Source organism: Anaerolineales bacterium (assembly GCA_019637755.1).
Classification (GTDB): Bacteria; Chloroflexota; Anaerolineae; order Anaerolineales; family UBA11579; genus JAMCZK01.
Genome location: JAHBVC010000001.1, coordinates 600,033 through 625,771, shown reverse-complemented (window position 1 = coordinate 625,771; position 25,739 = coordinate 600,033). Strand labels below are relative to the sequence as shown.

Here is a 25,739-nt window from a genome sequence, read left to right as displayed (position 1 = left end):
CCTATCCACTTGTATCCAAGGAGATGAAGTGAACAACATTCCTGAGAATTTCCAAGATTTGCTCAAAGATGAAACCAAGGCGTTCGCCTTCCTAGGCACGATCATGCCGGATGGTTCGCCCCAGGTGACCCCGGTTTGGTTCAATACCGAGGGTGACTACATCTTGATCAACTCTGCCGAAGGCCGCCGCAAAGACCGCAACATGCGTGCCCGCCGCCAGGTCGCCGTGACCCTGATGAATCCCGCCAACCCCTATCGCTATCTGGAAGTGCGCGGCGAGGTGGTGGATATCACCAGCGAGGGCGGCACGGCGCATATTCACGCCCTCTCGCACAAGTATCACGGTGAGGACTACAAGCTGCCCGAGGGCCAGGTGCGCGTGATCTATAAGATCAAGCCGCTCAAGACCAGCAGCATGGGGTGATCATGCTCAACACACTTCCCGAAGCCTACCGCCACTTGCTGGCCGATGAAACCAAGGCCTTCGCCTGGATCGCTACCGTCGATGCTAACCACGCGCCGCAGCTCACCGCGGTGTGGTTCAACACGGATGGCGAGCACATCCTCTTCGGCACCTCGGACAAGACCGCCAAGTTTCGCAACCTGAGCAGCAATCCTCAGATCGCCGTGGCAATCGTCGCCCCGGAGAATCCGTACCAGTACATCCAGGTGCGCGGCCGGGTTGAGATCACCAAAGAGGGCGCGGCGGAGCATTTGCACGCGTTGTCCCGCAAGTACACCGGGCAGGATTTCAACATTCCTGAAGGTCAGGTGCGCGTGCTGTATAAGCTCAAGCCTGAGCAAGTTACCCTGTGGCCGCCGCAAGCCTAGCGCCACACGATCTGCACGCCTGGCTACGCAGCCGCCGCTCGGCACGCCGCTTCCTGCCGCAGCCGGTAGCCGCTGCGGCCTTACAGCGCATGCTGGAAACGGCGACCTATGCACCCAATGCTCACAACCGCCAGCCCTGGCGGTTTGTGATTCTGGAGAGCAGCCAGAGCCGTGCGGCCCTCGCTGCTGCGATGGGGCAGGAGTTCGCTGCAGCGCTTCAGGCCGAAGGCCTCAGTGCAGCAGAGATTGAGGCACAGTTGGCGCGCTCTGCGGCCCGCCTGCACGAGGCGCCAGCCGCCGTGCTGCTGTGCCTAGATACCAGCGTGCTGGATACGTATGCCGATCCCGCTCGCACCCAGGGCGAGCTGTTCATGGCCATGCAAAGCGTAGCGCTGGCGGGTGGGCAACTGCTGCTGGCCGCCCAGGCCGAAGGCCTCGGCGGCGTGTGGGTGTGCGCGCCGCTGCTGGCGCAGGCCGCCGCACAGCAGGCGCTGGGCCTGCCGCCTAGCTGGCTGGCACAAGCTGTGCTGTACCTGGGCTACCCGGCCAGCGAGCCGCCGCCGCGCCCACGCCAAGCGGTGGATGATGTTACGCGTTGGGTATGACGCCAATCAAAGGCAATCAAGAGCAATCAGTTAATCAAAACAGATTGCTCTTGATTGATGTTGATTGCATTTGATTAGCTTTAGAATATCCCCATGTCCAGCCCACTAATTGGCGTCATCACCCGCAGCGCACGCTCTGATTTTTACCAGATTGATGTAATCCAAACGCCGCGCCCATACAGCGAGGCGCTGGTACGCGCCGGCGCAATCCCTGTGCTGATCCCATTGAACTTGCCGCTCGACAAGCTGCGCGAGCTGCTCGGCCGCTTGGATGGTCTGGTCTTCACCGGTGGCGGCGATATTGAAATTCACCGCTTCAATGGCGAGCCACACGAAAAGCTCTACGACCTTGACGCCGAGCGGGATGAGATCGAGATTCAACTGGTACGCCAAGCCGCTGAGGACAGCAAGCCCTTTTTGGGCATCTGCCGTGGTTTGCAAATCACCAACGTGGCCCTCGGTGGCAGCCTGTACACCCACATCGCTGACCAGTTGCCCGCTGCACTGCAGCACAGCAACTTTCCTGACCACCCCTGGGATTATTTGGCCCACCCGGTGCAGGTGAGCGAGGGTAGCCGCCTGGCCGAAATTTTGGGCGAGCCCATCGTCGAGGTCAATAGCTTGCATCACCAGGGCATCAAAGAGCTGGCGGCTGGCCTCAAAGCCGTGGCCAGCGCGCCGGATGGCCTGGTGGAAGCCATCGAGCTGCCGGAGCATCCCTTTGCGCTCGGCGTGCAGTGGCACCCGGAGTGCCTGCCCGATGATGCGCGCATGCAAAATCTGTTCCGCGCTCTGGTGCAGGCCAGCCGTTAACCGCATATGAAAGTTCTCGCACTGGCCGGTGGGGTGGGCGGCGCCAAACTGGCCGATGGCCTGGCGCAGGTCCTGCCACCCGAAGATCTCACTATCATCGTCAACACCGGCGACGACTTTGAGCATTTTGGGTTGACCATCTGCCCAGACCTCGACACCGTGTGCTACACCCTTGCCGAGCTGGCCAACCCGATCACCGGCTGGGGCCGTATCGACGAGACCCAGCAAGCCTTCAGCAACATTCAAACCCTGGGTGGGCCGAGCTGGTTCCTGCTCGGCGATAAAGACCTGGGCACGCATCTGGAGCGCACGCGCCGTTTACGCGCCGGCGAGGCGCTCAGCGCCATCACCGCAGACTTTTGCGCGGCGTGGGGCATTGCCCAGCGTGTGCTGCCAATGAGCGACCAGCCCGTGCGCACCATGGTGCACACCAACGAGGGTGAGCTGGCTTTCCAAGAGTACTTCGTTGCCCGCCGCTGCGAGCCGCAGGTATCCGGCTTTCGCTTCGATGGCGTGGAGCAGGCGCAGCCCGCGCCTGGCGTTCTCGCCGCCATCGCCGCCGCCGAGCTTGTCGTCGTGTGCCCCTCCAACCCGTGGGTCAGCGTGGCACCTATTTTGGCCGTACCCGGCGTGCGCGACGCGCTGGCGGCCAAGCCAATAGTGGCCATCTCACCCATCATCGGCGGCCAGGCGCTCAAGGGCCCGGCGGCCAAGATGTTCAGCGAGCTGGGCATCCTGCCCAGTGCGCTGGCCGTGGCGCAACACTACGGCAGCTTGCTGCGCGGCTTCGTCTTTGACGAAGTGGACGCCGCGCAGAGCGAGGCCGTGGCCGCGCTCGGTATAATGCCCTTGGTGACTGCCACGGTGATGAAAGACCGCAGCGACCGTGCTCAATTGGCCAGCCAGGTGCTGGCCTTCGGCAGCCACCTGCTGGCATGAGCCTCCCACTACCCAAAGGAACCTAGATGTCAATTTGGGCGATTGTCCCCGTTAAACCCTTGCGCCGCGGCAAATCTCGCCTGGCGCCAGTGCTATCCGAAGATGACCGCGCTGCTCTCAACGAGCGCATGCTGATCCACACCATCGATACGCTCAAGAGCGTGCCCGAGTTGGGCGAAGTGCTCGTGGTCAGCCGAGACCCGGCGGCGCTGGCGATTGCCCGTGAGCACGGCGCGCGCACACTGCAAGAAGATGGGGCGCCACACCTCAACGTGGCACTCACCCGTGCCACGGCCGTGGCGCAGACCTATACCGCCACCAGTGTGTTGGTAGTGCCCGCTGATCTGCCGCAGCTCAGCCCGGCGGATCTCTCCGCCATGCTGCAAGCCGGCAAAGAAGGGCCGGCCGTAGTGATTGCCCCTGACCATCACCACGAAGGCACCAACGCGCTGTATGTCAACCCGGTGGGGTTGGTGCAATACCAGTTCGGCGAGGGTTCATTCCAGGCGCATAGCGCCGCGGCGGCGACAGCGGGTGCACGCCTGCATGTACTCGAGCTGCTCTCCCTTTCGCATGATGTGGATGTGCCGGAGGATTTGGACTTTCTACAATTGAGTGATGTAAACAAGGGAGCGACTAACGAAGTCGTCTAGTCGATTGGTTGATTGGTCATGGCAACAGTTAACCGGTTTCAGGATTTACGTGTCTGGCAATCAGCGCGCGATCTTGTCAATCAGATCTATCTACAAACAAATGCAGGGTCCTTTGCGAAAGACTTTGCATTGCGGGACCAAATTCGCAAAGCGGCAATATCTGTCATGTCCAATGTCGCGGAAGGGTTTGATGCAGGATATGACGGCGAATTTGTTCGCTTCTTAAGCTATTCATTTCGTTCCACAGCTGAAGTGCAATCACAGCTTTATATAGCCCTTGATCAAGGCTATCTTTCACAGGCTGATTTCGATTTGATCCTCGCCACGACCGTCGATGTTCGCAAGAAGATCCGTCGATTGAGTGCCTATCTGGCTGAGCACAAACGCGCAGGTTTTTCGGCACGAGAGACAGCTATCGAATATGTAGTTAATTCTGCAACGGTTGAGCTGCCCGACGAATTTATCTCCGACCAAGCAACTAACTAACCAAGCGACAGGGATAGGACTTTGCTTTCATGACTATGCAAAAACTCCCCAATTCAAAAAACTGTTTCGCCTGCGGCATGCAAAACCCCATCGGGCTCAAGCTCCAGTTCTATGCTGACCCTGCGGTAAAGAATGGCATTGTGGGGGAGTACCGCGTGCCGCAGGTCTATGAGGGCTATCCAGGCATCGTGCATGGCGGCGTCATCAGCACCATCATGGATGAGGCGGTGAGCCGCGTTTTTATGCTGCATGACCACAATCGCTTTATGTACACGGCGCGCCTCACCACCAAGTATCGCAAGCATGTGCCCATTGGGCAACCCTTGCGCATCACCGGCGTGGCGGTCAAAGACCGTGGCCGCGTGGCTGAGGCGCGGGCGGCCATCTTTGACGCCAGTGGCGAGCTGCTGGCCGAAGCTGAAGCCCTGATGGTGGCCCTGCCGCCCGAGGACCTCACCGACGTCAATTTGGATGAGCTGGGTTGGCGCGTCTATGCGGATGGTGACGCGTGAGCGCCGTAAGCATCAAGGGCAATATGCTACAGGTCGGCGCTGAGGCGAGCTTGTCGGACCTGCTTGCGCTGCCGGAGCTTCCCGCTGCCTTGCAGGCGCTGCTGCAGCAGGAGCCAGCGGCGCAGCCCACCGCGCTGGCGTACATCGCCAGCGCACCGGGCAGCGCCCGCCTGGCGGCCGCCATGCTGGCCCTTGACGCCGAACTAGAATATGCCGATGGCCGCACGCAGAGCTACGGCAACTTGCTCGCCTTGCGTGCCAGCGGCATACCCGGCAGCCTGACCGCCCTGCGCTTCAGCCTGCTGGCCACCCTGCAATACTATGAAGCCGATGGCGTGTGGCTGGCGCTGGCCCGCTGGCCTTCGGGCCGCACGCGGGTCGCCCTGGGCGGCTGGAGCGCCGCCCCGCTGCTGGCCCTGGATGGCCGCGATCCCAGCGGTATCCTCGAAGCCGCCGAGAACACGCTGATGCTGGCCAGCAACGGCGCGCCCGAAGACGAAGCGCGCATGCAGGCGGTGCGCCAATTGGCCGAGCAGATCACGCTGGCCTAGCATGTCTATTTCGCCCGAACTCTTGCAAGAAGCGGCTGCCTTGGCGGCGCGTTACCTCGCGAGCCTCGAAGACCGCCGCGTCTTCCCCGACGCGCAGGCGATTGCCGCGCTCGATGCCCTCAACATTCCTTTGCCGGCTGACGGCCAGTCGCCACTCGATGTTCTCCGCCAGTTGAACGCCCATGCCGGTGCCAGCGTGGCCTCAGCCGGGCCGCGCTACTTCGGCTTCGTGACCGGCGGCACGCTGCCCGCCGCACTGGCCGCCTCGATGCTGTCCGCCGCGTGGGACCAGAACACCTTCAGCTCGGTCAACTCGCCCGTAGGCGTGCGCATGGAGCGCATTGCCATCGGCTGGCTGCGTGCGGCACTCGGCCTGCCCGAAGGCGCCGACGGCGCCTTTGTAACCGGGGCCACCATGGCTAACTTCAGCGGCCTGCTAGCCGCACGCCATGCCTTGCTGGCCCGCCAGGGCTGGGATGTCGAGGCGCGTGGCCTCTTCGGTGCGCCAGAGATACGCGTCGTGGTGGGCGCTGAGGCGCATTCCAGCCTGTTCAAGGCGCTGGGCATGGCCGGCTTCGGGCGTGAGCGCGTGGAGCGCGTGCCAGTAGACGGCCGGGGCCGCATGCGCGCCGACCAATTGCCCCCTCTGGATGAGCGCACGCTGCTGTGCATCCAAGCTGGCAATGTCAATACTGGCGCTTTCGACCCGGCGGCTGAACTGTGCGCCGCCGCCCGCGCCGCGGGTGCCTGGGTGCATGTGGATGGCGCCTTCGGCATCTGGGCCGCCGCCTCGCCCGCACTGCGCCATCTCACCACTGGGGTGGAGCTGGCCGACTCGTGGGCCACCGATGGCCACAAGTGGCTCAATGTCTCTTACGATTGCGGCGCCATCTTTGTGCGCCAGCCTGAGCACCTCGCTGGCGCCTTCGCCCAGCAAGCCGCTTACCTATTGCGCGGCGAAGAACGTGAGCCGTACGACTTCACCCCCGAGGCCAGCCGCCGCGCCCGCGGCATTGAGGCTTGGGCGGCGCTGCTCTCACTGGGGCAAAGTGGCCTGGCCGATCTCATCGAGCGCAACTGTGCCCAAGCGCGTCACATGGCCGCCGGGCTGCAGGCGCAGGGCTTTGCGGTGCTCAACGAAGTGGTGCTCAATCAAGTACTCGTCTCGTTCGGCGATGATGATTTCACCCAGCGCATGATCGCGGCGCTGCAAGCCGAGGGCACCTTCTGGGCGGGCAGCAGCCAGTGGCAGGGGCGCAGCGCTATGCGCATCTCGTTCTCCTCTTGGCGCACCACGCTGGCCGATGTCGAGCGCTGCCTGCGAGCCGTGGCGCGCGTGAGCGCCCGCTTGAACGCCTGACCATTCCAACGTGCGGCGTTAACACCCTGGCGAGAAGAGTCCTATAATCGGGGCTCACTTTTCGTTAGGATCTGACATGCAAATTCCCGCTTCATCTCGCTTCGTACAACTTACTTCACGTGTTGCCGCCTGGTTGGATCGTGCCCAGGTCTCCGGCCAGTTGGTGCTTAGTGCCACGGCGGTGGCCGTGGGCCTGGGGACCGGCTTTGGTGCCATTGTCTTTATCTGGATGCTCGGCCAGGTAAGCGCTGTGCGCGATCTCTTGCGCCACTGGCTGGGCTCCGCCCCGGGCCTGATTGTGGCGATGGCCTTGGCCGGCTTTGCCGTGGGCTGGATCATCGAGCGCTTCGCTCGCGAAGCCAAGGGGCACGGCGTGCCCGAAGTGATGGAAGCAATGGTCTTGCGCGGTGGGCGCATTCGCCCGCGGGTCTCGCTGGCCAAGGTGATCGCCTCCTCGCTCACCATCGGCGCGGGCGGCTCCGCGGGCCGTGAAGGGCCGATCGTCCAAGTGGGCTCGGCGCTCGGCTCGACGATTGGCCAGCTACTGCGCTTCTCCAACGAACGTATTCGCACCCTGGTGGCCTGTGGCGCCGCGGCCGGTATTGCCGCGGTCTTCAATGCGCCGATTGCCGGCTCGATCTTTGCATTAGAAGTCATTCTGGGCAGTTTCACGGCACACAACTTTGCGGCGGTGGTGATCAGTGCCGTCTCGGCCAGCGTGGTGACCCAGGCCTATCTGGGCAACCGCCCTTCGTTCGACGTGCCCGCCTATCCGCTCAGCCACCCGGCTGAGTTGCTTATCTATCTGGTGCTGGGTTTGCTGGCGGCCGTGCTGGCGATTGTCTTTATCCGAGGCTTGTATAAAGTAGAGGATCTTTCCGACGCGTGGAGCATTCCGCTGCGCTACAAAACCGCCTTGGGCATGGCGCTCACTGCCGTGGTGGGTTTGCTGATCCCCGGCGAGGCCGTGCTGGGCACGGGCTTGCCACTGATCGGCGATGCCATCGGTTCCGGCTTTGATTTTTCCATCGGGCTGATGCTGGCCATCCTGGCCTGTAAGTTGCTTAGCACCTTGTTCACCCTCGGCACGGGCAACTCCGGTGGCGTGTTTGCGCCCAGCCTGTTCATGGGCGCTATGCTGGGCGGCATCGTGGGCCAGGCGGCGCATGCCTTGTGGCCCACGGTGGCGGTCAACCCTGGGGCCTATGCCCTGGTGGGCATGGCCGCCACTTTTGCCGGGGCCGCACGCGCCCCGATGGCCGCCATTCTGATCGTCTTTGAAATGTCCAATGACTATCGCTTGATCCTGCCGTTGATGATGGCTAGCGTCGTTGCCACCTTGGCGGCGGAGTTAATGTTCAGCGAGTCGATCTACACGCTGAAGCTCAAACAGAAGGGCATCAGCGTGCGCCGTGGCCGCGTGGTGGATGTATTGCAGAGTGTGCGCGTGGACGAGGTGCTCAGCAAGCCCAAACCGCTGGCGCACAACGCCACGCTGGAACAAGCCGAGCGCGAGTTTGCCCGCCAGGGGCGGCGCACCCTGCCCGTGGTGGATGGGCGTTCCCGGCTGGCCGGCGTGTTCAGCCTGGCCGATCTGGAGCTGGCCGTGCAGCAAGATCTGCCCTGGAAGACGCCGGTGCGCCAACTGGCCACTCCGCTGGCCGGGATCAGCCTGGCCTATGCCGATGAGCCCGTGGGCGAGGCCCTGCGACGCATGAGCAGCCGCGGCCTGAGCATGCTGCCCGTAGTTTCGCGCCGCCGCCCAGGCAAACTGGAGGGCGTGGTGCGCCGCGACGATATTCTCAGTGCCTATGATCTGGCTCTGGCGCGCCGCACCGAGGTGGAGCACCGTGCCGAGCAGTTGCGGGCGCGCAATGAGGAACACACCACCTTTGTGGAGTTCCAGCTCTCGGCGCGCGGCTGGGCGGTGGGCAAAACCATCGCCGATGTGGCCAAACGCCTGCCGGCGGGCTGCGTGGTCGTCTCGATCCGGCGTAAGGGCGAAGTGCTGATCCCGCGCGGCGCCACGCGCTTCCAGCGCGCCGACCAGGTGATGGTCTATGCCCGCAAGGAAGACCTGGAGGCCGTGCGCGCCACCCTGGGCTAGTGGGCTGGCGCAGCGCAAACTATAATTAGCCTTATGTGGTCTACCTATCTCACTGTTGCTTCTGTTGATGAGGCCTTGGCCGCCTTGGCCGAACATGGCGCTGCGGCGCGCATTGTGGCCGGCGCTACCGATCTCATCGTAGAGTTTGAGCGCGGCGCACGCAAAGGCGTGCACACCCTCATCGATGTCACACGCATCCCCGGGCTGGACGCCATCACCCAAGATGAGGCCGGCCGCATTCACCTCGGCCCGCTGGTGACGCACAACCAGTGCGCCGCCAGCCCGTTGCTGCGCCAGGCGGCGCTGCCGCTGGCGCAGGCCGCCTACGAGGTCGGCGCGCCACAGATCCGCAACCGCAGCACCGTGGCCGGCAACCTCATCACCGCCTCGCCCGCCAATGACACCATTCCAGCGCTGATGGCGCTGGACGCTACGCTGGTGTTGCGCTCCAGCGCTGGCGAGCGCAGTGTGCGCCTGGCCGAGTTTTACACTGGCGTGCGCCGCACCGTGATGCAGCCGGACGAGATGCTGGTGGATATTCACTTCGCCGCCCTCAACCCGGCCAGCCAGCGCGGCGCCTTCATGCGCATGACCCTGCGCCGCGCCCAGGCCATCTCTGTGATCAACGCCGCGGTAGTGCTGAGCCTGGATGCAGGCAAGGTCAGCGCCGCCGCTATCACCCTGGGCGCGGTGGCGCCCACCATCATCCGCGCCCCCGAGGCCGAGGCCGCCCTGGTGGGGCTGGCCCTCGATGAAACCAGCATCGCCCAGGCGGCGCAGTTGGCCGCCGCGGCCGCCTCCCCGATTGGCGATATTCGCAGCTCGGCCGATTACCGCAAAGAGATGGTGCGCGTCGCTGTAGCGCGCTTGCTCGAAGAGCTGGCCCAATCGCAGCAGCCGCAGCGTATTCCGGAGAAGCCGGTGCTGCTTGCAAAGCCGACCAGTCGACTAGTTGACCAGTCGACTGGTCAGTTGGTCAAGAGCGGCCCTATTGATGTCTCAATAAATGGCAAGCAATACTTATTTGCTTCGGGCCACGAGAAAACCCTGCTGCGCCTACTACGCGAAGAAGCCTTGCTCACTGGCACCAAAGAAGGCTGCGCCGAGGGCGAATGTGGCGCCTGCACCGTATTCATGGATGGCAAGGCGGTGATGAGTTGCCTGGTACCGGCGCCGCGTGCCCACGGCGCCACGATTACCACGGTGGAGGGCCTGGCCGCGCCGGATGGCACGCTGCATCCGTTGCAGCAAGCCTTCGTCGATCATGCCGCCGTGCAATGTGGCTATTGCACGCCCGGGTTCCTGATGTCTGGCGCCATGTTGCTGGATGAGCAGCCGCAACCCACCCGCCAGCAGGCCAAAGAGGCCGTAGCCGGCAATCTGTGCCGATGCACGGGCTACTACAAAATTTTGGATGCGATCGAAAGCGCCGGCAAGGCGGAGGCAGCCTGATGATGTTGCGCAAACCCACGCGTGATCCTTTCCCCTGGCGCGTCCATCCCATTTGGCGCGGCATCGGCTGCCTGCTGCTCATCATCCTGCCGGTGTTGGCCTATGGCTTCACCGATCTGATCATCGCCTGGGCGCTGGCTAACAACGAAACCTTGGCCCGCGGCGTACAAGCCAACCCAGCGCTGCTCACCAATCCCTACTTCAAGGGCACCTTCACGCTGGTGCTTACCGTCATCCTCTATCTGGTGTTCTCGATTCTCGGCTCTATCATCTATTCGCTGGCTGGAGGCCCGTTGAATGAAGAGGTGGCCACCATGACGCGCGGGCGGTACGAATAATGCCCACGCGCCAAACTGCCATCGGCCAATCGGTCACCCGCGTAGATGCGCTGAGCAAAGTACTAGGGCAGGCCCAATATCCCGGCGATATTAACAAGCCGAACCAGGCCTACGCCAAGGTGCTGTTTGCCGGGCGGCCGCACGCCATCATTCACTCCATCGACACCTCGGCCGCCGAGGCCCTGCCTGGTGTCATCGCCATCTTTACCGCCAAGGATGTGCCCGTGAATGCCTATGGCCTGATGGTGCAAGACCAGCCGGTCTTGTGCGGCCCAGGCTCCAGCACACCCTACGCCGAGCGCGTGCGCTTTGTCGGTGACCAGGTGGCCTTCATCGTCGCCGAGAGCGAAGCCATCGCCGCCGCAGCGCGTGACCTCATTCAAGTGGAATACGAAGACCTGCCGGTGCTCACTGACCCGTTGGCCGCCATGCAGCCCGCCGCGCCGCGCCTGCATCCCGATAGCGAGAACACCTATCACCGCTACCGCGTGCGCTATGGCGGCGATATCGAGGCCGCCTTCGCCGCCGCCGATGTCATCGTCGAAGGCGAATATCACACCCCCGTGCAGGAGCACGCCTACTTGGCCCCCGAAGCCGGCCTCGGCTACATCGACGACCAAGGCCGCGTCACGGTGGAAGTCGCCGGCCAGTGGGCGCACGAGGAGCGCATGGCCATCGCCCACGCCCTCGATCTGCCCGAAGAGCAAGTGCGCGTGATCCACCCCGCCATCGGCGGTGCCTTCGGCGGCCGTGAGGATATGTCGGTGCAGATCGTGCTGGCCCTGGCCGCCTGGCGCCTGCATCAGCGCGGCATCCATCGCCCGATCAAGATCATCTGGTCGCGCGAAGAGTCGATGATCGGGCACCACAAACGCCATCCCTACATCATTCGCTCCAAATGGGGCGCTACCAAGGACGGCAAGATTATCGCCGCCCAATCCGAAGTGATCGCCGATTCAGGGCCATACATCTACACCTCGGTCAAAGTATTGGGCAACGCCACCCTGTTGGCCACCGGCCCCTACGTCATCCCCAATGTGCACGTGGATGCCTGCGCGGTCTACACCAACAACATTCCCAACGGCGCCTTCCGCGGCTTTGGCGGCCCGCAGGGCTCATTCGCCTCTGAATCGCAGATCAATAAGCTCGCCGCGGCCCTCGGCATCGATGCGGTGGAGTTGCGCTTGCTCAACGTGGCGCGTGAAGGCGATATCCTCGCCACCAACACTCCGCAGCCCAAAGGCGTCTCGCTCGACAAAGTGATCGCCGCCTGCGCCCGCGCCGCCGGCTGGCAGGAGCACGCCGGCGGCTGGCAGCGCCCCGCTCAGGGTTGGGGCACTGCGTCGCCGCCCGCCGCGCACATTCGCCGCGGCATCGGCTTTGCCAGCGCCTTTAAGAATGTAGGCTTCTCGTTTGGCTTCCCCGAGCGTGCCTGGGCCACGATTGAGATCCATGGCGCGGGCGAGATCGAACGCGTCGTGGTGCACCAAGCCGGCTCGGATGTCGGCCAGGGCGCCCACACCGCCTTCAAGCAGATGGCCGCCGAGGCCGTGGGCGTCCCGCTGGAAAAGGTGGAGCTGGTGGTGGCGGATACGGCCGTCACCGGCGATTCGGGCTCGGCCTCAGCCTCACGCCTGACTTTTATGGCGGGCAATGCCATCCGCGGCGCGGCCGCCGCCGCGCTGGAACGCTGGCACAACGAGGATCGCCCGGCCATCGCCGAATACAAGTATGTGCCCCCGGCCACCACGCTGCTCGATCCCGAAACCGGCGAGGGTGACCCGAACTTTGCCTATGGCTACGTTGCCGAGGCCGTGGCCGTGGAAGTGGATACCCAAACTGGCCAGGTGCATATCACCGATGTGCTCTGCGCCGATGATGTTGGGCGCGCCATCAACCCGCAGCAGATCGAAGGCCAGATCGAGGGTGCCGTGGTGCAGGCCGCGGGCTACACGCTGATGGAGAATTTCATCCAAGAGGGTGGCTACGTTAAGACGCCGTACTTCTCCAACTACCTGATCCCCACGGTGATGGATGTGCCCGACCGGGTGCAATCGCTGATCCTGGAATTTGCCGCAGACGAAGGGCCGTGGGGTGCGCGCGGCATGGCTGAGATGCCTTACCTGCCCTTTGCCCCGGCGGTCACCGCCGCAGTCTATGACGCCACCGGGGTATGGATCGATCAGTTTCCTCTGCTGCCGGAACGTGTGCTGCGCGCCCTCGGCAAGCTCTAGGTGGTATGACGTTCATTGAACGTACCCTGTTTGGCGAACCGCGGCGGCTGGACCGTGCCGCGCGTACGGGCCTGAGCGGTACGCTGGCGCAACTCTCCGACGGCAAGACCTATTACGAAGTGGCCGGCCCGCCCAAGGGCCAGCCCGTGGTGCTCATCCACGGCTTTTCGATGCCCAGCTTTATTTGGGATCCTACCTTCACTGCGCTAGCCGCCGCCGGCTACCGCGTGCTGCGCTATGACCTGTATGGGCGCGGCTGGTCTGACCGGCCCCACCGGCGCTATGACAGGGCACTCTTCGTGCGCCAACTGGCCGAGCTGCTCGATACACTCACGCTACCGCACGCCAGCCTGGTCTCGCTTTCCATGGGCGGCGTGATCGCCGCAGAGTTTGCCTTTCGCTTCCCCAAGCGGGTGCGCCGCCTGAGCTTCGTGGACCCGGCCGGCTTTGATCTCGGCTTGCCCGCGGCGGTCAAGGCCGTATTTTGGCCCGGGGTGGGCGAGCTGCTGCTCGGCGTGCTGGGCCGCATGGGCCAGCAGACTCTGCTGGAAAGCATGCTGGCCGATTTTTACCAGCCCAGCCCCGCAGTGATCGCATCATCTAAGCAGCGTTACCTCGAGCAGATGCAATACGGGGGCTTTAAACGCGCCCTGCTGTCTTCGCTGCGCAGCGGCATGTTGGACGAGGATTTCGTGCTCTATCGCCGCCTCGGCGAGCTGGCCATGCCGGTGCAGCTCATCTGGGGCGAGCTGGATGATACGGTTCCCTTTCGCCATGCACAAACCTTTATGCAGCTTGTGCCGCGCACTGAGTTTCATCCCATCCCACACGCCAAGCACATTCCTCACTTTGACCGGCCTGAGCTTGTTAATCCTCTACTGATCGAATTTATCCAAAGGAGCGTATGAGCCATCACGGGGGTATAGCAGCACAGTATAGGTCGCACATCTCATTGCGAGAAAGCTGTTTTTGTCATTGCGAGCGTAGCGAAGCAATCTACCCGCATCGATTGGCAACCAAGCTCGGTGTAGCAACCAGGCACGCGCGCCGCCACACCGCTGTCCCTCTTCCGTCATTGCGAGCGCAGCGAAGCAATCCCCAAGCCAGAACGCGAGCAGCCCATGCCTGAACGCGTCGCGGGCATCGTGCTGGCTGGCGGCGGCTCCAGCCGCCTCGGCCAACCCAAGCAACTGCTCGATTGGAAGGGCACGCCCTTCGTGCGCCAGGTGGCCGAGACCGCCCTGGCCGCGCAGCTCAGCCCCGTGATCGTCGTCACCGGGGCGGCCGCCGCCGAGGTAACCGCCGCCCTGCACGGCCTGGCCGTGCAGGTGGTGCACAATCCCAATTGGGCCGCGGGGCAGAGCAGCTCCGTGAAGGCGGGGCTGGCCGCGGTGCCCGCCGATGCCGCCGCCGCCATCTTCATGGCGGTCGACCAGCCGCAGTTGCCCGTGCGCCTGCTCGATTCGCTCAAAGAGCAACACGCCTTCAACCAGCCACCCATCGTCGCCACCCTGGTGGATGGCCGCCGCAGCATGCCCGTGCTGTTTGATCGCAGCACCTTTCCTGATTTCGCCACTCTGCAAGGAGACATGGGCGGCCGCGCCCTGTTCTCTACCCACCAAGTTACCTGGTTTCCCTGGTTGGATAGCTCGATGGCGATCGATGTCGATACCCCCGAAGAGTACGCCCGCCTATTGCGCACGTTGGAGCCGCGCTAGCGTATGCGCGCCTTCATCGCCTTCGAGTTGCCCGAAAAATTGCGCAGTGCACTGGCCGCCCTGAGCGCAGGCTTGCAGTCTAGCCTGCGCGGCGTGCCGCTAAGTTGGGTGCCGCCGCGCAACATGCACCTCACGCTTAGATTTCTAGGGGAGATCCGTCACAGCCAGGCGGCTGCCCTCGGTGAGGCGTTGCAGACCATCGCCGGTCACTCTGTGCAACTGGCGGTGCAGCTGAGCGCACTGGGCGCCTTCCCTGGTGTGCAGCACCCGCGTGTGCTGTGGGCCGGCTTGCATGCGCCCGCTGCACTGGCCACGTTGGCGGCACAGGTGGAGCAGGCCGCCATGGCAGCCGGGCTGCCTGCCGCCGAAAGGCCCTTCATGCCGCACCTCACCCTGGCGCGCGTGCGCCGCCAGGCCACGCCGGCCCAGTTGGCTGGCGTGGCAGCGGCGTTGGCAGCGCACCCGCTGCCCGCGCTCAACGCCACGCTGGGCGAGCTGGTGCTGTTTGAAAGTCAACTCAAAGCGGGCGGCGCCGTATATAATCCTCTGGTGCGTGCTTCGTTGCGCAGCACTAAAGGATGAGTAGTGGAACCGTTTGAACTGGCTCGCAAGATCGTAGACGCTCTGGAAGACAAGAAGGGCGAAGACATTATGGTGCTCGACCTGTGCGAGCAGGCGCCGATAACCGATTACTTCGTGATTGCCTCTGGCACCAGTGAGCGTAACCTCAAGGCGCTGCAAGATGCCATCGTCGATGAAATTCGCCCTCAGGTGAGCTATAAGCCGCGCCTGGAAGGCAAGCCTGGCGAGGGCTGGCTGCTGGCCGATTTTGGCAGCGTAATGGTGCACCTCTTTTCCCATTCCCAGCGTGACTATTACCGCCTGGAAGATCTGTGGGCCGAAGCTAAAGTGGTGTTGCACGTACAGTAGCGCGCACTTGCACAGGCTGCCGGAGTTGGCGTGAAACAACACTCATTGCTAGTGGGCCTACTCAGCTTTTTGTTAGCCTCCTGTGCTGCGCTTTCGCCGCAAGCTACCCTCACGGCCACCGCACTCCCTACACAAACTCCCACTGAGGCTGCCACCGCCACTCAGGCGCCAACTCCAACCCCGGCGCCTACCCTGCGCACCAGCATCACTGGCTTTACCTATTCCGAGTTTTCGGGTTTCCCCTTACTCCCAACCCGGGGCACGTATAGCTTTCCCTGCTTGATCGAAGAGATTGTGCTGCTACCCCGCGGCGCATTCATTCAGCTCGAGGGTGAGTATCAGATCGTTGCTATGATGCCGAGCGGGCGGTGCAAACGATTAACATCCCCTTTCGCATGCAAAACACTGCGCAGCAGACGGCCATCTTCTTTGGCAACGCACCAATCGAGGGTATCGCTCCGTATAGTGTTATCGAAGAATCCCTAGGAGCCGGGGGCACCTTGCGCCAGCGAATGCCGGGCAAAATTATTTATGTGTCTTTTGGCCCCTGGCATGCGGCCTGGATTTTCCAGAGCGTGGCTATGCCCGTGATCGAATGGCCGAGCCTCCAGCCGTTGAAGAATTTGCACAACGTGGTGTGCCCGCCGATCTAGGTTCAGACTGGCTGATCCCCTTGCATATTGTGCAGCTTAACTAAGCAACAAAAAAACGGCCTCCGTCACGGAGGCCGTTTTTATCTCGATGGTTGCGCTTACCTGCCTTCAAACACCCATTTGTCAATATCGCGGTTCCAGCTCACCAGCTCCTCAGCCTTGAACCACAAGCCCACTTCGCGCTCACCGGTCTCCGGCTTGTCTGAGGCGTGGGTCAGATTGCGGCCCACTTCCAGGCCGAAGTCGTGACGGATGGTGCCGGGTGCGGCTTCGGTGGGGCGCGTCGCGCCCATCGTCTGGCGGATGGCCGCTACCGCGTTGGGGCCTTCCCAGGCCATCGCCATTACCGGGGCTGAGGTGATGTACTCCACCAGGCCCGCGTAAAAGGGCTTGCCCTTGTGCTCGGCGTAGTGCTCCTCAGCCAGGGCGCTGCTCACCTGCATGAACTTGGCGCCGGCCAGGCGTAGGCCGCGGCGTTCCAGGCGGGCAATGATCTCGCCCACCAGGGCGCGTTGCACGCCATCCGGCTTAACCAAAACTAAACTGCGTTCCAATGTGCCTCCAAAAAATGCTCAGAATAGATTTCTGCGTTAACTTCGCAGCAGGATTTTACCAACTTGCTGAGGGTGCGTCTTTATAGCAAGGCTTTGGCGCGGGTGTAGCAATCCAGCGCCTCGGTGAGTTGATCGTTGCGCATATAGGCATCACCCAGGGTTTGCCACACCGCCACCTGACGCGGGAAGCGCCGTGAGGCCGCCCGCAGATCAGCGATGATGTCATCCAGGCGCAGGCGCCGGCGCAAGAAATAGCTGTAGCCTTCCGCGGCGTCTTCCAGATTGCCATAGTTGAGCGCTTGGCGCGCCTGCGCCAGGCGATCTTCCTGCTCCTCGGCCGACAGGCCGCGGGCACGCCGGCGCGGCGGCTGCGCCGCCGGTACGCCGCTGGCCGCGGCCAACGCCGGCTCCGCCAGCGGCTCAGGCTCAGGGGCAGGCTCACTCTCAGCCTCGGCTTCCGCCTGCGTGCTAGGCTCCGCCGGTTGTGCTGCGCGCATGGGCGCGGGCAGCTGCGCGGCCTCTTCCAGGTCTGCTGTGCTGGCTTGCCAGTCGTCCGCCCGGGGTGCCGCCTCGTGCTGCACCGGGGCCTCGACCGCTTCGTCAGGCGTGCTGCTCTCGGCAGCTGGCTCATCCAGCTGCCGGGCGGGCACCCAACGCGGCTCGATTGCCGGCGCGGGCGCTTCCGCGTCCGGCTCGTCTTCCGCCGCGCTGAAAGAGCTCTCGCTAAATGTCTCTTCCAGCCGCGTATCCTCTGCTAGAGGGGCTTCGCTCTGGGTGAACTCATCAGCACTCTGCCGGGCAGGCGAATTTTGGCCTGCGGCGATTTCAAATTCTTCTTCGTCGGCGGTTGCGTCGCTATCTGCCAGGTACGCTTCTGCTGCGGGCTGCGATTGCGCCGGGCTGGGCATTTCTTCCGCTGGACCGGCGGGCAAGGCATCCGGGTCAAGCTCGTTGAGCCATTCGGGCGCCTCTTCCAATGGGCGCGGCGCTACCGGTTGGCTTCTGGGTGCCGCGCCGCCTTCCATTTCCTGGGCCAGTTGGCGAAGCCAGCCCGGCGTGGTGTACTCGTTGCTGTTGTCAGCCGCAGGGCTGGCTTCATCCGGCACCTCAGGCTCCTGGCTAAAGGGTGAATCTTCGGCGCGCAGTGTGTCCTCAGCCGAGCGTAGCGCCTCGCCCTCTTGCGCATCCGACGCCCAGGCAGTCTCTGCCGTTCCTGCGCGGGTTGGCCAGTCTACTTCCTGCGCCGCATCGCCTTCGCCCGCGGCGGGTGCCTCGAAGCTCAGTTCGTCTGCCTGGGTCGCTGCGTCAACTTCGCTTGCGGCGGCAGCCAGCTCGTCCAGCCAGTTCAGCGTTTCGCTGCGGTTCTCCTGCGCAGGTACCGCCGGGGTGCTCGCCTCTGCTTGCAACCAGGCGGGCTTGTCGGTGTGGCGCTCTGCCGGATCAGTGAGCAGTTCGTCTTCGGCCGCGCCCTGGCGCGCCGCCAGGCCCTCCAGCCAGTTGAGCGTATCTTGCTCTTCGTCTTGCGGGGTGGGGCTGGTCAGCGCGTCGAGGCGCTGGCTGGCGGCTTCGTCTGGCTCAGGGGCAGCCTCAGGCTCCGCTTCGCTATCCGCCTGCATGCCAGCTTCAGCTTGCAGGGCATTCAACCAATCGCTATCGTTGCCGCTTGCCGCATCTGCGCCAGAGTGGCTATCGCTGAGCTCAGCGCTGTGTTCAAGTTCCGGCGCGGCGTCATCACTGGCCGGTTCGTCCTCGGCGAAGGCGGGCGCACTGCCAACGCGCCGGGTGGGTTGGGTATGGGCTAGCTCGGCCTCGTTCAGCTCAGCCAGCCAATCAGGAACGCTGGCGGTGTTGGCATCCTCGCTAAATGGGCCGGCCGCAGCAGACAGATCGCCAGTAGGGGGGGCGCTGGCTGCACCAGGTTCCGCTTCTGCGCCATCTTCATCGGTGAAGGCGGTGTCCATCCAACGCAGCTCGCCGGTGGGCAACCAGCCGGTGGGGTGGCGCGTAGGCTCTACTTCAGGGTCAGGCTCGGGGCTGGCGCTAGCCGCGTTGGCCGGGGCGTCAGCCTCGCCGCTCTCACCTAGATCGAGCGGTTGGCTGGGGCCGAAGCCGGCTTGCTTGAATTCTTCGGTCCAGCGTTTGGCCGGCGGGGTCTGCGGTTCGGCGGCTGGCGCAGGCGGCGAGCTGCCTGCCGGGCGCAACTCACGCAGCCAATCCGGAATCTCATCGGGCTGCAGCGCGCCGGTTTGGAAGGGCAGCGGCGCTTCGCCCTCATCCCGCGCCGCATCGTCAGAAAACACATCACTGGCGACCGGGTTGGGCTCCAGGCTTTCCAGGCTGCTCATCAACGAATCTTCGCGGCCCTCTACGCTGGCGTCTGGCTCGCTATCGCTGGCCGAGAGCCAATCAGGCAATTCTTCTTTTTCGGCGGGCGCCTCGCCCGCTGCAGGTGCACCGAGCAGCATCGGCGTGTCCAGTTCCAGCGCTTCGATCTGCACGCTCTCCGCCGGCACTTGCTCCGGGTCCTTCAGCGTGCTCACCTGGGCGGCGTAAGGATCCAGCTCGGTGACGCGTTCCCAGTAGGGGCCGGCTTCACCATCGCGTTGCTGGCTGCGCAAGATATCCACCATTACGCGGTTGGCGTACAGGCAATAAGGCAGCTTTTGGATGATCTGGGTGCAGACCTCGCTGGCCTCGGCCGGCTGGTTGTTTTTGAAATACATCTCCGCCAGCAAGACCTGCAGATCCGGCCGCTGGGCGTCTTCCGCCAGCGCGTTGCGCAGTTCGCTGATCGCCTGGTTGTACAGATCGCCATGCGAATACATGCGCGCCAGCGCGCCGCGCGTCAGGCGCACCTTGGGCGGCTCGTAGCCCTCGCGTGCGCCATACAGGCGGCGCACTTCACCTTGCACGGCCTTGTTGGAGGGCTGGGACTCGAAGGCGCGTTCCATGTGCCAGATCGCCGCATCCAGATTGCCTTCGTCTTCGCGGATGATGCTCATGCCGATGTGGGCAACAAAATCATCCGGCACCGAGGACAGCACGCGCTGGAACAGGTCGCTGGCTTCGCTATGGCGCTTGCTCTCCAGATAGGCCTTGCCCATCAGACGGTAAATGGCGATGTTCTTGGGGTGAGATTTGAGCACATGGCGGCAGTGCGCCAGGGCATCTTCGACCTGATTGGAGTCGATCAGCTGCTCAATGGCAGCACAATAGTCACGTAAGCTTGTAGTTCCCATGCGCTTTGGGAGGGTAGTATGCCATTTTAGGGGCGTACATGCAAGCGAGCGGGACTAATTTCCCGTGCAGGAGTATCATTCGCCGCATGGGCATTTCAATCGAAACCAATGACCTTAGCCGCAGCTATGGGGAGCTGCAGGCGGTGCAAGCGCTTAACCTCAGCGTGCCCCGCGGCGAATTGTTCGCGCTGCTCGGTCCCAATGGCGGCGGCAAAACCACCACTCTGAGCCTACTCACCACCTTGCTGCGGCCCAGCCGCGGCTCGGCGCGGGTGGCCGGCTTTGACGTCGTGCAGCAGGCCAGCGCAGTACGCCGCCAGATCGGCGTTGTGTTCCAAGGCCCCAGCCTGGATGAGCAGCTCAGCGCCTGGGAGAATCTCGATTTCCACGCGCGCATCTACGCCATGCCGCGCGCTGAGTTCCGCCGCCGCGCCGCCGAGTTACTGGCGCTGGTGGAGTTGACCGAGCGCCAGCATGACCCGGTGCGCAGCTTCTCCGGCGGCATGCGCCGCCGGCTGGAGCTGGCCCGCAGCCTGCTGCACCAGCCCACGGTGCTCTTCTTGGATGAGCCCACCGTGGGGCTGGATCCTCAAACGCGGCACGCCATGTGGGAGTACCTAGCGTGCCTGCGCCAGCAAACTGAGCTGACCATCTTTCTCACTACGCATTATCTGGAGGAGGCCGAAGGCTGTGACCGGGTGGCGATCCTGGATGGCGGCCGGTTGGTGGCGCTGGATCGCCCCGCTGCGCTGAAAGCACAACTGGGCGGCGATGTGCTGCATGTGCAGGTGGCGGATGTCGCCGCAGCCCAGCGCGTGCTGCAGGCCCACGGTGTGGCCGCCCGCCAGGAGGCCGCAGGCCTGGCGCTGGAGACCCCTGACGGGCCGCGCCGCATTCCTGAAGTAGTGGCACAACTGGAGAACGCCGGGCACACCGTGCAGGCGGTCAACTTGCGCCGCCCTTCGCTGGAAGAGGTGTTTATCAAACTTACTGGCCGTGCCATTCGCGCCGAGCCACCCGAAGCCGCGCCCGAAGCGCTTGGCCGGCGCGGCCGCATGGGGCGCCGCCCGCGAGGTGCCCGGTGAGCGCGCTGTATACGATTTGGCTGCGGGATCTCACGCGCTTTTTGCGCAATCGTTCGCGCATCGTTACCTCGCTGGCGCAGCCGCTGCTCTACCTGGCCATCTTTGGTTCCGGCCTCTCCAGCCTGCTGTCCGGCACGGCTTCCATCGGCGGGGTGAGCTTCACCGCTTTTGTGTACCCAGGCGTGATCGGCCTGACGATCATGTTCACCGCACTGTTCACCGCCATCTCGGTAGTGTATGACCGCGAGTTTGGCTTCCTCAAAGAGGTGCTGGTTTCGCCGGCGCCGCGCTTGGCCGTAGCACTGGGCAAGGTAGCCAGCGGTAGCACCATCGCGTTGCTGCAAGGCGTGCTGACCCTGCCGCTGGCCTGGCTGCTCGGCCTGCCGCTCACCCTGGGCCAGGTAGCCCAGCTCATCGCCATCATGGCCGTGCTGGCCGCGGTGTGCACCGCGCTGGGCTTGCTGCTCTCCACGCGCCTGCACGGCATTGAGGGCTACAACGTCGTCATCAACTTCCTGATGATGCCGCTGTTCTTGCTCTCCGGCGCGTTGTTTCCACTGGCCGGGCTGCCAGCCTGGATGAATGTGCTCGTACGCGCCAACCCAATGGCCTATGCCACCGATGCGTTGCGCCAGGTGGCCTTGGCCGCCACGGCACCAGCGGAGTTTCTGGCCGCCAGCCGCCTGCATCCTTGGAGTGTGGATGGGCTCGTACTGTTGGGCTTCTTTGTGTTGTTTCTTGTGCCGGCAGTGCGCGCCTTCAGCAAGCAGGAGGGCTAAATATGCCAGACCTGCAACAACAGATCGCATACTACCGTGCCCGCGCCGGCGAATACGACGAATGGTTCGAGCGCCGCGGGCGCTACGACCGTGGCCCTGAGCTGAATGCCCAGTGGTTTGCCGAAGTGGCGCAGGTGCGGCAGGCGCTGGCCGCCCTTGGGCCGCAGGAGGAGGTGCTCGAGCTGGCGGCCGGCACCGGCAACTGGACGCGGCAACTGGCCGCCCAGGCGCGCCAGCTCGATGTAGTGGATGCCTCGCCGGAGATGCTGGCGATCAACCGCCACAAGGTTGGCCAGCCGGCAGTGCGCTACACGCAAGCCGATCTGTTTGCCTGGCAGGCCGAGCGCCAGTATGACCTGGTGTTCTTCGGTTTCTGGCTCTCGCATGTGCCGCCGGCCCGCCTGGATACTTTCCTCGCCGCAGTGGCACAGGCGCTGCGCCCCGGCGGGCACCTCTTCATGGTCGATTCGCTGCCAGAAAACAGCTCCAATGCCCGCGATCATGCCGATTACGACCCGGCCGGGTATAGCCATACACGCAAGCTCAACGATGGCCGCCAGTTCGAGATCGTCAAGGTTTTCTACCAGCCCGAAGAGTTGCAAGCGCTCCTAGCCACCCACGGCATCCTGGGCGAGATCCTGACGACCTCGAATTATTTCTGGTACGGCGGAGGCACCAAGGCGGCGCCTGAGACTCAAGGCTGAATTCCCGTCATTGCGAGGCAGTGAAGTGGCGCTAGCCACTGAACAACGAAGCAATCCCCACGCGTAGTCTTAAAACAGACTTGGGGATTGCTTTGTCAGCGCTGCTGCGTAGCGCAATCCTCGCAATGACGAAAATAGGGAAGTGTGCTGCGCAAATACAAAGCGCGTACTGCGATGCTCACTTGTCACGCTGAGTTTGACCACAACACAATTAACAAATTTTGCCATTCCGAACGAGCGGCGCAGCCGCGAGGAGTAATCCTTTAGGCCATCACAAACAGGCTTGCTTTTGGTGTGGCCTAAAGGATTCCTCGCTGCGCTCGGAATGACGGCTTTGGAGTAGGGGCATAGCATGCTACGCCCAAGTAGGTTCCTGTCATTGCGACGCAGTGAAGTGGCGCTAGCCACTGAACAACGAAGCAATCCGCGCGCGTAGGATTAAAACAGGCTTGGGGATTGCTTCGTCAGCGCTGCTGCGCAGCGCAATCCTCGCAATGACGGAAATGAGGAAGTGTGCTGCGCCAATACAAATCGCGTACTGCGCTCTGCTCACTTAGTCACGCTGAGTTTGACTACAACACAAGTAGTAAATTTTGTCATTCCGAACGAGCGGCGTAGCCGCGAGGAGGAATCCTTTAGGCCATTGCAAGCAGGCCTCCTTTTGGTGGGGCCTAAAGGATTCCTCGCTACGCTCGGAATGACAGCTTAGTCACAGTATGATTAGCAACTTTGTGGTTAGCTTCTGCTGCTCACCCTTGCTCACTCCTGTACGCACAAAAAAGCCCCGCTGCACTGCAGCGGGGCTTTTTGGTTTCCGTAAACCTGCCTGCCTTTACTTGCGGGCGGCTTTCTTCTTGGCGGGAGCAGCGGCCACTTTGGCCGTGCTCTTGCTGGAGAGGATCGACCAGGCCAGCAGCGCAACCATCACGGCCGCGGCAGCCCACTCACCCGGGCCGAGTTTCTCGATCTGCACCACCATCGGGGCGATGATCACCGAGACCAGGTTGACCACCTTGATCATCGGGTTCAAGGCCGGGCCGGCGGTGTCCTTCATCGGGTCACCTACGGTGTCACCGACCACGCTGGCTTTGTGGCGTTCAGAGCCCTTGCCCAGGTTCTTCTTGGGGGTCTTGGGCTCATCTTCGATCAGCTTCTTGGCATTGTCCCAGGCGCCACCGGCGTTGTTCATGAACACCGCCAGCAGTTGGCCGGAGAGGATAATGCCCGCCAGGAAGCCGCCCAGCGCGTTCACGCCCAGCAGCAAGCCCAACAGGATCGGGGTGACCACGGCCAACACGGCCAGCGGCACTAACTCTTTCTGAGCGGCGCTGGTGGAGATGTTGACGGCCTGCTTGTAATCCGGCTTGACCTTGCCCTTCAGCACGCCACGCGCGAACTGGCGGCGGCATTCCTCAACGATGAGGGCTGCCGCGCGGCTGACCGCTTGAATGGCGTAGGAGGAGAACAACCAGGGCAGGGCGCCACCGATGAGCATACCCACGAAGACCTGGGGCACATCGATGCGGATACCGATGGATTGGATCTGTTCGGCCAGCGGCACGCCCGCGGCGGCCTGCGCCCGACTCACGTCCACCAGGTAGGAGCCGAACAGCGCCACCGCCGCAATCACGGCGGAGCCGATGGCTACACCCTTGGTGATCGCCTTGGTGGTGTTACCCACCGCGTCGAGGTCGGCCATGATCTGCTGGGCCTTCTTGGTGCTCTTGTCGCCCTTGCCGCTCCACGACATCTCACCGATGCCGTTGGCGTTGTCGGCGATCGGGCCGAAGGAGTCCATCGCCACGTTGTTGCCGGTCAGCGTCAGCATGCCGATACCGGTCATGGCGACGCCGTAGAGGATGTAGGTGATCGTCTCGGCGGCGGTGCTGCCAATGCCACCGAAGATCAGGATCGAGGAGAAGATGGTGGCCGCGATCACAACCGCCGCCCACACGGAAGACTCATAGCCCACCGCCAGACCCTGCAAGATCAGGGTGGCCGGGCCAGTGTCCGCCGCCTTCTTGATTTCATCCACCGGCTTCTGGTGCGTGCCGGTGAAGTATTCGGTCATGCGGTCGATCAGGATCGCCAGCAGCACACCGATACCCACCGCAGCGGGAGTGCGCCACCAGCCACCGGGCAAGCCCGCATCCTTCAGGTAGAAGAACGCCGCGGTGAAGAACAGCACCACGGAAATGGCAGCCGAGGACATGAAGCCACTGAAGATGGCGCTCATCGCCTTGGCGGCGTTGCCTTCTTTGCCGGCTTTGACTACATAGGTGCCGATGATCGAGGAGAGCACACCGATGCCACGCACGATCAGCGGATAGATGATCCATTCGATGTGGCCAGTGAGTGCATGCAACGCCACACCCAGGATCAAGCCAGACACGATGGTCACTTCATACGACTCGAAGATGTCTGCGGCCATACCGGCGCAGTCGCCCACGTTGTCGCCCACCAGATCAGCCACCACGGCCGGGTTGCGCGGGTCATCCTCGGGGATGTCGTTCTCCACCTTGCCCACCAGGTCAGCGCCCACATCGGCCGCCTTGGTGTAGATACCGCCGCCCACGCGCATGAACAGTGCCAGCAGCGTGCCGCCGAAGCCGAAGCCCAACAGCGCATCCGGCGCGGCGATGCCGAAGTAGATGAAGATCAGCGTGCCACCCAACAGGCCGAGGCCGTCGGTCAGCATGCCGGTGATCGTGCCGGCGCGGTAAGCGATCTTGAGCGCACCCCCGAAGGAGTTGCGCGCCTCAGAGGCCACGCGCACGTTGGCGTTCACCGCCATGCGCATGCCGATCTGGCCCACCAGCAGCGAGAACACCGCACCCATGATGAAGCCGACCGCGCGGCCGACACCAATCGTGGTGCGCACCTGCTCCGGGCTCAGGGTGTGGAAGCGCTCGATCGCTTCGGGGGTGGGGGGCACGATCGCCACCGAGAGGTACATCGCCACCGTCAGCACCACGATCAAGGGGATGATCGTGCGCAATTGGCGGCCCAGGTAGGCGTTGGCGCCGTCACGAATGGCGCCCCATACTTCCTGCATCTTGGGGGTGCCGGCGTCAGCCGCCATCACTTCCTTGCGCAGCCACAGGGCGTACGCCAGGCCCAGCAGGGCCACAGCCAAGACGGCCCAGATCGCTCCGACCTCAAAACTGGTCAAACCTAATTCATACATGCAAATAAC

General features: G+C 63.4%; 25 protein-coding genes. 22 read left to right on the top strand and 3 right to left on the bottom strand.

The features are described from left to right. Positions 1-28: 28 nt before the first annotated feature. From KF821_03205 to KF821_03115, 19 genes are all read left to right on the top strand, one after another. On the top strand, positions 29-424 hold the full coding sequence (locus KF821_03205; protein ID MBX3004819.1) for a PPOX class F420-dependent oxidoreductase: 396 nt from the start codon (positions 29-31) through the stop codon (positions 422-424). Between the two features lie 2 nt (positions 425-426). Next, positions 427-831 (top strand): PPOX class F420-dependent oxidoreductase, encoded by a 405-nt coding sequence (locus tag KF821_03200; protein ID MBX3004818.1) that lies wholly within the window; start codon positions 427-429, stop codon positions 829-831. After that, positions 813-1,436 carry a nitroreductase family protein gene (locus KF821_03195; GenBank protein MBX3004817.1) on the top strand — a complete coding sequence of 208 codons (624 nt, stop codon included), beginning with the start codon at positions 813-815 and terminating at the stop codon, positions 1,434-1,436. Before KF821_03200 ends, KF821_03195 begins: the two co-directional genes overlap by 19 nt. 93 nt (positions 1,437-1,529) lie before the next feature. Further along, positions 1,530-2,249 carry a gamma-glutamyl-gamma-aminobutyrate hydrolase family protein gene (locus tag KF821_03190; GenBank protein MBX3004816.1) on the top strand — a complete coding sequence of 240 codons (720 nt, stop codon included), beginning with the start codon at positions 1,530-1,532 and terminating at the stop codon, positions 2,247-2,249. Positions 2,250-2,255: 6 nt separating this feature from the next. Beyond that, positions 2,256-3,188: a 2-phospho-L-lactate transferase gene (locus KF821_03185; protein ID MBX3004815.1), complete on the top strand. Its 933-nt coding sequence runs from the start codon at positions 2,256-2,258 to the stop codon at positions 3,186-3,188. 26 nt (positions 3,189-3,214) lie between these two features. Further along, on the top strand, positions 3,215-3,841 hold the full coding sequence (cofC, locus tag KF821_03180; protein MBX3004814.1) for a 2-phospho-L-lactate guanylyltransferase: 627 nt from the start codon (positions 3,215-3,217) through the stop codon (positions 3,839-3,841). Positions 3,842-3,859: 18 nt separating this feature from the next. After that, positions 3,860-4,327, top strand: a complete 468-nt coding sequence (locus KF821_03175) for a four helix bundle protein (protein MBX3004813.1) — start codon at positions 3,860-3,862, stop codon at positions 4,325-4,327. A gap of 77 nt (positions 4,328-4,404) precedes the next feature. Further along, positions 4,405-4,839, top strand: coding sequence for a PaaI family thioesterase (locus KF821_03170; GenBank protein MBX3004812.1), 435 nt, complete (start codon positions 4,405-4,407; stop codon positions 4,837-4,839). Next, positions 4,836-5,390, top strand: a complete 555-nt coding sequence (locus KF821_03165; protein MBX3004811.1) for a hypothetical protein — start codon at positions 4,836-4,838, stop codon at positions 5,388-5,390. The genes KF821_03170 and KF821_03165 overlap by 4 nt, the downstream gene beginning before the upstream one ends. A 1-nt stretch (position 5,391) precedes the next feature. Further along, positions 5,392-6,750: an aspartate aminotransferase family protein gene (locus tag KF821_03160; protein ID MBX3004810.1), complete on the top strand. Its 1,359-nt coding sequence runs from the start codon at positions 5,392-5,394 to the stop codon at positions 6,748-6,750. Positions 6,751-6,826: 76 nt separating this feature from the next. Next, positions 6,827-8,857 (top strand): chloride channel protein, encoded by a 2,031-nt coding sequence (locus tag KF821_03155; GenBank protein ID MBX3004809.1) that lies wholly within the window; start codon positions 6,827-6,829, stop codon positions 8,855-8,857. Between the two features lie 33 nt (positions 8,858-8,890). Then, a complete protein-coding gene (locus tag KF821_03150) occupies positions 8,891-10,309 on the top strand; it encodes an FAD binding domain-containing protein (protein ID MBX3004808.1) in 1,419 nt (472 codons plus the stop codon). Then, a complete protein-coding gene (locus KF821_03145; protein ID MBX3004807.1) occupies positions 10,309-10,647 on the top strand; it encodes a hypothetical protein in 339 nt (112 codons plus the stop codon). Before KF821_03150 ends, KF821_03145 begins: the two co-directional genes overlap by 1 nt. Next, a complete protein-coding gene (locus tag KF821_03140; GenBank protein ID MBX3004806.1) occupies positions 10,647-12,881 on the top strand; it encodes a molybdopterin-dependent oxidoreductase in 2,235 nt (744 codons plus the stop codon). The genes KF821_03145 and KF821_03140 overlap by 1 nt, the downstream gene beginning before the upstream one ends. Before the next feature lie 5 nt (positions 12,882-12,886). After that, positions 12,887-13,789, top strand: a complete 903-nt coding sequence (locus KF821_03135) for an alpha/beta fold hydrolase (protein ID MBX3004805.1) — start codon at positions 12,887-12,889, stop codon at positions 13,787-13,789. A gap of 213 nt (positions 13,790-14,002) precedes the next feature. After that, entirely contained in the window at positions 14,003-14,599 is a 597-nt protein-coding gene (locus tag KF821_03130) for a nucleotidyltransferase family protein (GenBank protein MBX3004804.1), read from the top strand. A gap of 3 nt (positions 14,600-14,602) precedes the next feature. Next, a complete protein-coding gene (gene thpR, locus KF821_03125; GenBank protein ID MBX3004803.1) occupies positions 14,603-15,181 on the top strand; it encodes an RNA 2',3'-cyclic phosphodiesterase in 579 nt (192 codons plus the stop codon). A gap of 3 nt (positions 15,182-15,184) precedes the next feature. After that, positions 15,185-15,529, top strand: coding sequence for a ribosome silencing factor (gene rsfS, locus KF821_03120; protein MBX3004802.1), 345 nt, complete (start codon positions 15,185-15,187; stop codon positions 15,527-15,529). Positions 15,530-15,924: 395 nt separating this feature from the next. Then, on the top strand, positions 15,925-16,182 hold the full coding sequence (locus tag KF821_03115; protein ID MBX3004801.1) for a hypothetical protein: 258 nt from the start codon (positions 15,925-15,927) through the stop codon (positions 16,180-16,182). Positions 16,183-16,280: 98 nt separating this feature from the next. Here the strand turns inward: KF821_03115 and ndk are convergent, their stop codons facing one another. Together ndk and KF821_03105 are read right to left on the bottom strand one after the other, a co-directional pair. Continuing rightward, complete coding sequence (gene ndk, locus KF821_03110) at positions 16,281-16,736, bottom strand: nucleoside-diphosphate kinase (protein ID MBX3004800.1); 456 nt, start codon at positions 16,734-16,736, stop codon at positions 16,281-16,283. Positions 16,737-16,816: 80 nt separating this feature from the next. Further along, complete coding sequence (locus KF821_03105; GenBank protein MBX3004799.1) at positions 16,817-19,975, bottom strand: tetratricopeptide repeat protein; 3,159 nt, start codon at positions 19,973-19,975, stop codon at positions 16,817-16,819. An 86-nt stretch (positions 19,976-20,061) separates the two neighbouring features. Here KF821_03105 and KF821_03100 point away from each other — a divergent pair, with 86 nt between their 5' ends. The 3 genes from KF821_03100 to KF821_03090 are packed head-to-tail and all read left to right on the top strand — an operon-like array spanning position 20,062 to position 22,543. Further along, positions 20,062-21,060, top strand: coding sequence for an ATP-binding cassette domain-containing protein (locus tag KF821_03100; GenBank protein MBX3004798.1), 999 nt, complete (start codon positions 20,062-20,064; stop codon positions 21,058-21,060). Further along, positions 21,057-21,839, top strand: coding sequence for an ABC transporter permease (locus KF821_03095; GenBank protein ID MBX3004797.1), 783 nt, complete (start codon positions 21,057-21,059; stop codon positions 21,837-21,839). The genes KF821_03100 and KF821_03095 overlap by 4 nt, the downstream gene beginning before the upstream one ends. A gap of 2 nt (positions 21,840-21,841) precedes the next feature. Beyond that, on the top strand, positions 21,842-22,543 hold the full coding sequence (locus KF821_03090; protein MBX3004796.1) for a class I SAM-dependent methyltransferase: 702 nt from the start codon (positions 21,842-21,844) through the stop codon (positions 22,541-22,543). Positions 22,544-23,375: 832 nt separating this feature from the next. Here the strand turns inward: KF821_03090 and KF821_03085 are convergent. After that, a complete protein-coding gene (locus tag KF821_03085; protein MBX3004795.1) occupies positions 23,376-25,730 on the bottom strand; it encodes a sodium-translocating pyrophosphatase in 2,355 nt (784 codons plus the stop codon). Between the last annotated feature and the right edge of the window lie 9 nt (positions 25,731-25,739).